The sequence below is a fragment of the Synechococcus sp. H55.11 genome (assembly GCF_047462475.1).
GTDB lineage: Bacteria > Cyanobacteriota > Cyanobacteriia > Thermostichales > Thermostichaceae > Thermostichus.
Genome location: NZ_JANSJI010000024.1, coordinates 1 through 10,568 on the forward strand (window position 1 = coordinate 1; position 10,568 = coordinate 10,568).

Below are 10,568 nucleotides of genomic sequence, written 5' to 3' on the forward strand. Positions count from 1 at the left end.
GTTAAGCTCAGTTGTTTGAATGCACTTAGGCGAGACGATTCTCCAGTGCTTTGGGCCGCTGCAGGCGACTACCCCTTCTGCCACTGGAATGACCCCAGCCACTTGATGCGGGATCCCTCTTGGATAAGAGAGGGCCAGATCGTTGCAGGAGAGAGCGCCGACAGGGCGATCTCCGTGCTCGGGCAAAGCAGAGGGTTATTGTTGAGGAGCTTAAAGTAAAGTTGAGGTTTTGATACTATCATTGCAGTCTCGTTATCAGAGGAGCTAGGATTTAAGCATCAAAGCTTTTTTAAAAACTGCTTTAGGGGCCCCGGAGAAGCGACCTCTCTGGGGCCTTACTTCTGCCTAGGAAGCTGAGGGGGTTACTGGGCGGGCAGCGCACCTCGCCGGACGGCAGGCCCGAGGGCGCGGCTGCCGATGTCGGAGCGGTAATGGGCTTTGGGGAACTGGACTTGCTCCACGGCGGCATAGGCTTGGCGCAGCGCTTCCGCCAGCGTTGCCCCTTGGCCGGTAAGACAGAGGACACGCCCGCCGTCGCTGAGAAGCTGCTTGCCCACCTGGCGAGTGCCGGCATGGAACACCAGGGCCCCGGTGGCGGCGGCGGCCTCCAGGCCGGCAATGGGGATCCCTCGCTCGTAGCTGTCAGGGTAGCCGGAGGCGGCCATGACCACGCAGGCGGCGTAGCCGGGTTTCCACTTCAGTTGCACCTCGGCCAGCCGTCCCTCGATGCAGGCCAGCAGCACCTCGTCCAGAGGGTTTTCCAACAGGGGCAGGATCACCTGGGCTTCGGGATCCCCGAAGCGGCAGTTGTACTCCAACACATAGGGATCCCCATTGGGCGTGATCATCAGGCCGGCGTAGATCACCCCCTGGTAGCGGATGCCCCGCCGCTGCAGAGCCTGCAGGGTGGGATCCAGCACTTGGGCTTGGATGCGGGCCAACAGTTCTGGGGTTACCAAGTAGTCTGCCGGAGCGTGGGCCCCCATGCCGCCGGTGTTGGGGCCGGTATCGCCATCGCCAAGGCGCTTGTAGTCTTGGGCGGGCAGCAGCGGCAGGCAGATCTGGCCATCCGTCAGGGCCAGCACCGACACCTCTTGGCCGGCGAGAAACTCCTCGATCAGCACCTGCTCGCCCGGCTTGGCCAGGGCCGCCTCCAGAGCCTGCACGGCTTCTTCCCGGCTATGGGCAACGGTCACCCCCTTGCCGGCGGCCAGCCCATCTTTTTTGATCACCACCGGATAGCTGCCTTTGCCTGACGCAGTCCTTGCATCCAGGTAGGCCAGCGCCTCGGACAAGTCGGCAAAGCCCACAGCCGGAGCCGTAGGGATCCCCGCTTCCTGCATCAGTTGCTTGGCCCAGAGCTTGCTTCCCTCCAGTTGGGCGGCGGCGCGACTGGGGCCGAAAATGGGCAGCCCCGCTGCCTGAAAGGCGTCCACAATTCCCGCCACCAAGGGCAGTTCCGGCCCCACCACCGTCAGGCGGATCCCTTGCACGGTAGCAAATCGCACCAGTCCCTCGATGTCGGTGGCCGCCAAAGCCACAGACTGACAGCGGGGCATCTGCTGCGTGCCGCCGTTGCCGGGGGCACAGTAGACTCGTGTAACCTGGGGAGACTGCAGCAGCTTCCAGGCCAGAGCGTGTTCCCGTCCCCCGGAGCCGATGACCAAAGCCTGCATGGTGCTATCCCACCTTTGTAAACACCTTGTCAACGCCGCTTGTTTATTTTGGGATGCTCCCCGAACATCCCCCATTAGACCATGTTCCCAACAGATTTCAGAGGATCCAGGCTAGTTTGACCCCAGGGGACGGCCCCGCCAAGTCCAGTTGCGCCCGCTGGTGGTGCGGATGGCAGAAGCCAAGATGATGGCCGCCGTCACCCAGCCTCCCACCGCCGTCAGCCACCAGTAACGCAGCGGCAGGTGGGCCCAACGCCATAGAAGCAGGCGGATGACCCCTTGGCCTAGGATCCCGGCCAGGCTGGCCGCCAAGACCTGCGGGGATCCCGTAGCCACAGCCAGGATCAACCCCAGCCAGGGCAGGCTGCAGATGCCCAAGACAGTGACCATCGCCAACACGGCGAGGGCCCAGTTGCGCTCCAGGCCCAGGAACCAGTTTTTCGTCCACCCTTCCCAGAGGGCGGCTCCATTGGCGTACATGCGGCATCGCACCCGCGGCCCCCCTAGGCAAATCTGCAAGCCCAGGCCGGCCGCTTTGATGCGCTGGGCCAAGGCCACATCCTCGATGACCACATCGGCCACGCCGGCGTGTCCGCCCACTTGCTCGTAGGCGGAGCGGCGAAACAGCATGAACGGCCCGAAGGCAAAGGCCTTGGGACGCTTGGGATCGTTGACGGCGGCAAAGTCGTAGCCTGCCGCCAAGATGACCATCATGATGGGCTGCACCAGCCACTCGGCCAGACAGCCGCACACCAACTGAGGCCCTACGCTCACCAAGCCGCTGCCGCTTGCCAGCAACTGTCCTAGGGCTGCTTCGATGGCAGCGGATCCCAGCCGCACGTCGCAGTCGAGAAAGAGCAGGTAGTCGGGGGGATCAGGCTGGGCGGCCAGGGCGGCAACGGCTTGGGCACAGGCCCAGTTTTTGCCCACCCACGTTTGGCCTTGGGGGCGGGGATCCCCTTGGAGCAGGTGCAGCCGCGGATCTTGCCGTTCGGTGGCCAGGGCCTGGGCCAGCTCCCAGGTGGCATCGGTGGAGCCGTCGTCCACCAGCCAGACCTGCAGCGGGGCGGCGGTGCTGTCCAGGATGCTGCTTAGGCAGCCCACCACGTTTTCCGCCTCGTTGTAGGCAGGCACGATCACCGCCAGCCGCTCCAGGGCCGCTGCGACCTCTGCCGCTTGCTCCGGCAAGGGATCCCGCAGCCAGGGGGAAGCCCACAGCGCCCGCCCCAGCCGCAGCGCCACCAAGGCAATCGCCAGGGCCGTTAGCGCCAACACCATCGCCAGGATCTCCGGGATTCCCACTCTTGCTTCCCTCTTTCAGATAAGGAACGGATTTTGCCCATGCCCTAGCCCTGGGATCTGCCAATCCTCTAGGCAGACAAAGCCCTCTCTACGATATCGCTGTAGGGGCGGGGGAAGATCAGCCAAACCTGGCTTTGCGTTTCCACCAGGGATCGCACCAGCGGCGAGAGCTGGGCAATTTCCACGTAGCCGTCCTCGGTTTTGAGTTGGATCCCTTGGTCGTAGAAGCTGTAGCCCTGGACGTGGGCCGAGCGAATTCCCAAGTAGCTTTCTGGATCCAAGCCATCTTGCTGCATCTTCTGGCTTAGAGTTGCCACCAGCTCTTGGCGTCGCTCTTCTGGCAGGCGGCTGAGGTTGCGGGCCTTGAACAGATCCCGATCCAAATAGCGCCGCGCCAGATCCGCTAGGATGCGATCCTTCCCCGCCATGGCCCAAAAGCGAAAAGGGTAGCTGAACATCACATCGTCAGCGGCCAGATAGAGGGGCAAAGGCAGCTCGAAGGGATCCCCCTTTTGCACCGCCAGCGCCGCCCAACACCAGGCACTCAAGATGGGATCCAGCTCGATCTTTCCCTGGTGCAGGAGCACCTGGGCCCGCTTGAAGAGCCGCTCCAAAATAAAGCGGGCACACAGGCTCTTGGGGTGCTGGTACACCTGGGTGTACATGAAATAGCGCACCACCAGATAGTGCTCGATGGCTCCCAGGCCTTTGCGGGCGGGAATGGAGAGGGATCCCGTCTCCGGGTCGTAGTCCAACACCGTGAGGATGCGATCCAGATCCAGGTGGCCGTATTGGGCGCCGGTGAGCAGGCTGTCGCGCATCAGGTAGTCAAAGCGGTCGCAGTCCAGTTGGCTGGCAATAAGCTGCCCCACCAGCGGCAGGGGAAATTGTTTCTGCCACACCTGCTCCAGTTGGGCCGGCAGTTGCGGGTCAAACTCCGCCACCAGCGTGGCTATCTGGGGATCCTCCCGCACGATGCGGGCCGTCCAGACCTCGTGCCGGCAGCCGAAGATCTCCTCGCCGGCATGGCTAAAGGGGGCATGGCCAATGTCGTGCAGCAGAGCGGCAACCAGGGTAACGGCGCGGTAGGGGCGCAGCTCCGGGTAGCGGCGGGCCAATTTGTCAAACAGGCGCCGCGTAACCTGCAGCACTCCCACCGAGTGGGTGAAGCGGGATCCCTCAGCGCCATGGAAGGTAAAAAAAGCGGTGTCCAACTGGCGGACGCGGCGCAGGCGCTGGAAGGCCGACGTGTCGATGAGGCGAATCAGCAGCGCCTCGACCGGATCCCCGCCATCCAGGCTGATGGCACCGTGCAGGGGATCGTGGTAGGTGCGGGACTTGCAAAAACGCAGCGCCATACTCCCACCATACTCGCCAATTGGCCAATCTTCGGCTAGCTTGGCTGGGGGCTTCCCCCACCTCTGCAGCAAAGCTACCCCATGGGCTCCCCTACTTGGCAAAAGAGGCAAGCCCCCAGAGCTGTTCGGTTGCTGCTGCTCTCGCTGGCAATCGGGATGCTGGGGTGGGGGCTAACTGCTTGTTCCGAAGCCTCTGGATCTCCCCCCGCTGTTCTCATACCCAGCCCGCCCGCCCTCACCCGCTACGTTGCTCTGGGAGCCAGTGATGCCGTTGGCTTCAACGCCTCCATCTCCTGCGATGGTCCAGCCAACGCTGCCGGCACCCGCCCGCAGCGCTCAGAGCCGCTGGACTGCCCCAATGGGACGGGGTATGTCCCCCGCCTGGCCCGCCTGTTGCCCGGCCCGGTGGAGCTAATTAACTTGGGCCGCTCAGGAGCGGTACTCAGCCCAGCCATGCAAGCCCTGCGGGAAGGGATCCCGGCCAACCTGCTCCAGGATCAAGTGCCGCGCATCCCTCCCGACGCCACCCTGATCACCCTCTGGGTGGGCGGCAACGACACCAACGCTATTGTCTTCGCGGCAGCCCAACGGGCCCTGCGCGGCGAGGATCCCTTGCCCTTTGTTGAGCGCCAGATCCAACAATTTGCCGCCGACTACCAAACCCTGCTGCAGGCGGTGCGGGCCCGTGCTCCCCAAGCTCGCCTGGCGGTGGCCAACCTGCCCAACTTCGCCCTGATCCCCCTGGGGCAGCAGCAGCCCAGGGGCCTGCGGCAACTGCTGGCTTGGGTCTCCGTCGGCCTCAGCCAACGGGCCATCAACCCCCTGAGCCAAGAAGGGATCCCCGTGGTGGATCTCCTCTGCGATCCCCGCTCCTACCGCCGCGAGTCTTTCTTCCCCGGCCCGCTGGCCGATGGCTTTCACCCCAACGACCGGGGATATGCCGACCTGGCCGAGGCTTTCTTGAGGATCCTGCAGCAGCCCGTCCCGCCCCAGCGCCGCTGCCCGCCCTTTAGCGAGGTGGGATCCCTCCCCTCAACAGCAGAAATCTCCTGGCCACTAGATCCGCACTCCCTCTAGGGTGCCGCGCCGATGATGCCTCTACATCCCCGCTCCTCTCCCGTAGCAGGAAAGAGGCGCTGGAGTCTTGGGAAACCCCAGCAAGCCGGTCTTAAGAAGCCGCCACCGCCGCCGAGGAGCGCCGCCGTCGTCCCAAGGTTACCTGCTCCTGCCGCACTTCGCCAACTGGCAGAGAGGTGACCGGCACAGACTCCTCCTCAGGCGACTGGACAAAAACCAGTACCGTCGGCTTGCCGGGCAGTTGTTCGCGGACAAAGCGGCGCACCACCCGCTCCACCTCTGCCTTGAGGCCGGCCCAGTCGATCTCCAGCCTGCCCCGCTCCAGCGAGCGGGCAAAGCGCGGCCAAGCTTGCTTGAGGGTGTCCTCCAGCAGGGGTTTTAGGTCGGATCCTTTAAAGGAATTGCCCTCACCCGCCAGGCCCAAACTTTGCACCTGCGGCGTGCAGAGCAACTGGCCGCTGCCATCCAAGCTGATCACTACCGTCACCATGCCATCTTTGGCCATCTGCTGGCGCTCCTGCAGCATCTCGTCCATGACCACCCCATCGTGGGAAGCGGCGATCATCTGCAGGCCAGAGGGGACGCGGCCCGTGACAGCAATGCGTTCACGGTTGACCTCCACCACATCGCCGTTGCCGATAATCACGATGTTTTCCCGCGGGATCCCCATGCTCATCGCCGTTTCGGCATGTTTGACCAGCATGCGGTACTCCCCGTGGGTGGGGACAAAGAACTTGGGACGGGTGAGGGCGATCATCAGCTTTTGATCTTCCTGGCAGCCGTGGCCAGAAACGTGTAGCCCCTTGTCCTTGCCGTAGATGACATTGGCCCCCAGCTCCATCAGCTTGTCGATCACCCGCGTTACTGCCAGCGTGTTGCCCGGGATCGGGTTGGCCGACCAGATCACTGTGTCTCCCGGCTTGATCTGCAACTGCGGGTGCTCGCCATTGGCAATGCGGGTCAGAGCAGCCAGCGGTTCGCCCTGGGATCCGGTGGTAAGGATGATCACTTTGTCGTCCGGCAGGCTGTTGATCACGTGCATCGGCTGCAGCGTTTCGTCCTTGCAGCGGATGTAGCCCAGGCGCCGCGCGTGAGCCACCACGTTCAACATGGAGCGGCCCAGCAAAGACACCACCCGGCCCTGCTGCTCGGCAATCTGCAACACCAAATTGAGGCGATGTACCGAAGAAGCAAAGGTGGTGATGATCACCCGCCCCTTGGCTCCCGCAATCGCCTTGGTGAGACCGGGCAGTACAGAAGCCTCGGAAGGGGTAAACCCCGGCACTTCGGCGTTGGTGGAGTCGCTAATCAGACACAGCACCCCCTTTTCCCCATGCTCGGCCAGCCGCTGCAGGTCGAAGCGCTCCCCATCCACCGGGGTATGGTCGATCTTGAAGTCACCGGTCTGGATAATGACACCCACCGGCGTGTGCAGAGCCACCGTAAAGCTATCGGCAAAAGAGTGGGTGTTGCGGATGAATTCGGCAAAAAAGTGCTTGCTCAAAGGAACGATTTCGCGGGGGGCGACGGGGCGCAATTCTGTGCGGTTCAATAGCCCCACATCGCGCAGTTTCTCCTCCAGCAAGGCCAGCGCCAATCGGGGGCCGTAGATGACCGGAATATCAAATTCTCGTAGGTGATACGGGATCCCGCCGATGTGATCTTCGTGGCCGTGGGTAACCACCATCCCCCGCACTTTGTCACGGTTTTGCTTGATGTAGGTCATGTCCGGCAGCACGATATTCACGCCGTGCATACCCTCCTCTGGAAAAGCCAAACCGGCATCCAAGAGGATAATGTCATCCTCGTAGCGGAAGGCCCAGGTGTTTTTGCCGATCTCCCGTTCGCCACCCAGTGGAATCATCTGCACGGAAGAGGTGGTTTGTGGAGTCACAGAACGAGAAGCAACCGAAGAACGTGATGTTGGCATATGAGCTTAGATCCTCAACAGTAAAAAGCAAAAACAGAAATTGGCGCAAGCCATCCCCGACCCAGCTGTGGGTGAAAGCTGAACTCAGCCGCCACAACTCATCCATTTCCCAAAGGGGGAAAGAGCTTTTCAGGGAAAAAGCTACTTACCCACAGGTCAAACACCACAAAAGAACTCCCTGCAAACCCCGGTCATAGCGGAAGCAAAACCTCAAGGTGCCATCATGAAACTTTCGTCGCCATTTGCTTGGATCCCTTCGCTTCAGCCAGTAGGCCCATCTCTTCAAGCACCTGTCGCAAAACTTGCCGAGAACTGGGCTGCAGCGGCGCTAGGGGAAGACGCGCCCGACCCACTCGCCAACCTTGCATCTCCAGCGCTGCCTTGACCGGAACGGGGTTGGTCTCGACAAATAAAACCTTGAACAACGGAAACAGACGCAAATGGTGGGCCAAAGCTTGGTCGTGCTGCCCTTTGGCGTAGCTCTGAATCAACTCCTGCAGTTGTGGCCCAACCAGGTGACTGGCTACACTGACCACGCCACTGCCTCCCAAAGACAAAATCGGCAGGGTCAGGGAGTCGTCTCCCGAATAAATAGCGAAACGGGAGGGAGTAAGCCGCCGAATTTCTGAAGCCACTTCCATTGTACCACTGGCTTCCTTGATGGCGACAATCGTTGTCAATTCTGCCAATTTTGCCACTGTTTCCGGCTGCAGGCTCACCCCCGTCCGTCCGGGAATGTTGTAGAGCATGATGGGCAGGTCACTGGCCTGGGCAACGGCCTTGAAGTGCTCGTAAAGGCCGAGCTGGGTAGGCTTGTTGTAGTAGGGCACCACCTGCAGAGAGCCGTCCAAGCCCAATTGGGCAGCCTTGCGGGTGGCTTCGATGGCCTCGCGGGTGGAGTTGGAGCCAGTCCCGGCGATCACCTTGGCCCGACCGGCCACAGCATCTCGCACCACGCGGAACAGTTCGTACTCTTCTTGCCAAGTCAGGGTGGGAGACTCGCCCGTAGTGCCACAGACCACCAAGCCGTCGCTGCCGTGGGTTACTAAGTAATCGGCCAAACGAGCGGCCTCATCGTAGTTGAGCTCCCCCTCATCGGTGAAGGGGGTAACCATGGCCGTCAGCACTCGACCGAAGTTCACCGATTGCTTCTCCTCATCAACCTCACCAATCCAACATTTAACCCCAGGATCCAGACCAGACCGGGTTACTTCTCCATCATACCTGCCTTTGCGTCAGGGATCCCGCTCGCCTGCTCTGCCAAAGCCCAACTCATGCCTCACCCGGTTGCCACAGGCCCAAAAAAAGGAGATAACAAAGAAGGCAGACCGTTTGAGCACGGAATGTATAGCATTTACCAATCTTGCCTCCGCCTTTGGGGGCAGCAGCCTTTGACCGACACCTCAGAGGATCCCTATGGACGCCCTAGCCGCCCTGAAAGAGCGGATTTCCGCCGACAGGTTTGATCCCAGCCGTCGTCTATCGGAAGCGGAGATCCGAGAGCTGGTTGCCTATGCTACGGAAGCCCCCTCTTCCTTCAACATCCAGCACTGGCGGTTCGTTGCCGTTGCCGATCCCGAGGACAAAGAACGCCTCAAGTCCCTGGCCTACAACCAGCAGAAAGTGGCGGATGCGGCGGTGGTGTTTATCATCTTGGGGGATCTGCGGGGGCATGAGAAGCTGCCTGAACTTGTCCAGAGAGCCGTTGCTGCCGGGATCCTCTCTCCTGAGCGGGCGGAAGGCTGGGTGAATATGGCCCAAGCCACCTACGCCAACAATCCCGCTTTGGCGCGAGATGAGGCGATTCGCTCCGGGGCGCTGGCGGCCATGGCCTTGATGATCGCGGCGCAGGCGAAGGGGTTAGTGAGCGGGCCGATGATCGGCTTTGACCCGGAAGGGGTGAAGCGGGAGTTCGGCATTGCCGACCGCTACGTGCCGGTGATGCTCCTGGCGGTGGGCTACCCAGCTCCGGGCAACTTGCCCCGCAAGCCTCGCCTGGGGGTGGAGGAGGTGTTGGCTTTTGGGCGAGGGCGGGAGTTTTAGGAAGCCAGAAAATCGACCAATTTTTGCAGGCGATCCCAGGCGGCGCCGCTGGCAAGGATCTCCCGCGCTCGGGCAATTCCGGATCCCCAATCGGGAACAGCTCCCGCCACCTGCAGAGCCAAAGCGGCATTGAGGGCCACCACATCCTGCTGGGCAGGTGCTCCGGATCCCTGGAGGACGCGGGTGAGGATGGCGGCATTTTCCGCCAAGTCTCCCCCCTGGAGAGCCGAGGTGGGCGCAGGTGTGAGATCGTAATCTCGTGGGTTCAAGACTTCTGTGCGCAGGGATCCCTGGGAGAGCAGGCCCAGATCCGTGGCCCGCTCCAGCCCAGCCTCGTCGAGACCTTCCCGGCTGTGCAACACCACGGCTCCTTCCCGTCCCAACAGGCACAGGGCCTCGGCCATCACCGGCACCAGCTCCGGCGCGTACACCCCGATCACCTGGCGGTTGGGGTAGAAAGGATTGACCAAGGGCCCCAACAGGTTGAAAATGGTGCGAACTTTGAGGGCCCGCCGGTAGGGGATCACCGCCCGCATGGCCGGGTGCCAGTGAGGCGCAAACAAAAAGGTGATGCCCACTTCCGCCACCGCCGCCCGCACCCGCTCTGGCTCGGCGTTGAGGTTCACCCCCAGGGCCTCCAGCACATCTGCCGAGCCGACTTTGCCAGAGGCCGAACGGTTGCCGTGCTTCACCACCGGGATCCCGGCTGCACTGACCACAAAGGCCACGGCTGTAGAAATGTTAAACGTGCCGGCTCCATCGCCGCCGGTGCCGCAGGTATCCACCAACAGGGGCAAGTCCAGCGGGGATCCCAGCGAAGCCCGCTGCAGCACCCGCGCCATTCCGGCCAGTTCACCGGCGCTGACCCCCTTGGCTTGCAGAGCCGCCAGGATCGCCCCCGACACCACATCCGGCACTTGGTTCTGCAGCCAGCCGTTCATCAACTGTTCGGCTTGGGCTTCGCTCAGAGATTGCCGATCCAGCAACTGTCCCAAAAGCTGTGGCCAAAGGTCAGCTGTTTCCGTCATGGGTGGGGATCCTGGATGTCAGTGGGCATGCAAACGTATCGGCCCTCTCCGTTACTTGCTTTACATGGGTCGGGCCAGGCCAATGGTTAGTTTAGTATAGTGGGCCTGACCTAGGCCGGCTACCGCTCCCAGCAGAATGGGGGGCTCTGCTTCG

At 62.2% G+C, this 10,568-nt stretch carries 8 protein-coding genes; 2 read left to right on the forward strand and 6 right to left on the reverse strand.

Annotation, left to right across the window (positions count from 1 at the left end; all coding sequences use genetic code 11):
• Positions 1-362 precede the first annotated feature (362 nt).
• The 3 genes from purD to NW853_RS00800 form a co-directional block, all read right to left on the reverse strand.
• Positions 363-1,676, reverse strand: a complete 1,314-nt coding sequence (purD, locus tag NW853_RS00790) for a phosphoribosylamine--glycine ligase (RefSeq protein WP_414335468.1) — start codon at positions 1,674-1,676, stop codon at positions 363-365.
• A gap of 111 nt (positions 1,677-1,787) precedes the next feature.
• On the reverse strand, positions 1,788-2,978 hold the full coding sequence (locus tag NW853_RS00795) for a glycosyltransferase (RefSeq protein ID WP_414347163.1): 1,191 nt from the start codon (positions 2,976-2,978) through the stop codon (positions 1,788-1,790).
• 68 nt (positions 2,979-3,046) lie between these two features.
• The gene (locus tag NW853_RS00800; protein WP_414347165.1) at positions 3,047-4,336 is read right to left on the reverse strand and encodes an HD domain-containing protein; all 1,290 of its coding nucleotides are present in this window, start codon (positions 4,334-4,336) and stop codon (positions 3,047-3,049) included.
• Positions 4,337-4,465: 129 nt separating this feature from the next.
• Between NW853_RS00800 and NW853_RS00805 the strand changes: the two genes are divergently transcribed.
• A complete protein-coding gene (locus NW853_RS00805) occupies positions 4,466-5,413 on the forward strand; it encodes an SGNH/GDSL hydrolase family protein (RefSeq protein WP_414347167.1) in 948 nt (315 codons plus the stop codon).
• A gap of 91 nt (positions 5,414-5,504) precedes the next feature.
• Here the strand turns inward: NW853_RS00805 and NW853_RS00810 are convergent, their stop codons facing one another.
• A complete protein-coding gene (locus NW853_RS00810; RefSeq protein WP_414347168.1) occupies positions 5,505-7,343 on the reverse strand; it encodes a ribonuclease J in 1,839 nt (612 codons plus the stop codon).
• Positions 7,344-7,564: 221 nt separating this feature from the next.
• Positions 7,565-8,485 (reverse strand): 4-hydroxy-tetrahydrodipicolinate synthase, encoded by a 921-nt coding sequence (gene dapA, locus NW853_RS00815; protein ID WP_414335476.1) that lies wholly within the window; start codon positions 8,483-8,485, stop codon positions 7,565-7,567.
• A gap of 274 nt (positions 8,486-8,759) precedes the next feature.
• Here dapA and NW853_RS00820 point away from each other — a divergent pair, with 274 nt between their 5' ends.
• Complete coding sequence (locus tag NW853_RS00820; protein WP_414347170.1) at positions 8,760-9,386, forward strand: nitroreductase family protein; 627 nt, start codon at positions 8,760-8,762, stop codon at positions 9,384-9,386.
• Here the strand turns inward: NW853_RS00820 and trpD are convergent.
• Positions 9,383-10,414: an anthranilate phosphoribosyltransferase gene (gene trpD, locus NW853_RS00825; protein ID WP_414335480.1), complete on the reverse strand. Its 1,032-nt coding sequence runs from the start codon at positions 10,412-10,414 to the stop codon at positions 9,383-9,385. The two genes, NW853_RS00820 and trpD, sit on opposite strands and share 4 nt — an antisense overlap.
• Positions 10,415-10,568 lie beyond the last annotated feature (154 nt).

Excerpts from the sequence above, each read along its gene's own strand:
- purD (WP_414335468.1), bottom strand. The coding sequence starts at position 1,676 with ATGCAGGCTTTGGTCATCGGCTCCGGGGGACGGGAACACGCTCTGGCC.
- NW853_RS00800 (WP_414347165.1), bottom strand. The coding sequence starts at position 4,336 with ATGGCGCTGCGTTTTTGCAAGTCCCGCACCTACCACGATCCCCTGCAC.
- NW853_RS00810 (WP_414347168.1), bottom strand. The coding sequence starts at position 7,343 with ATGCCAACATCACGTTCTTCGGTTGCTTCTCGTTCTGTGACTCCACAA.
- NW853_RS00820 (WP_414347170.1), top strand. The coding sequence starts at position 8,760 with ATGGACGCCCTAGCCGCCCTGAAAGAGCGGATTTCCGCCGACAGGTTT.
- trpD (WP_414335480.1), bottom strand. The coding sequence starts at position 10,414 with ATGACGGAAACAGCTGACCTTTGGCCACAGCTTTTGGGACAGTTGCTG.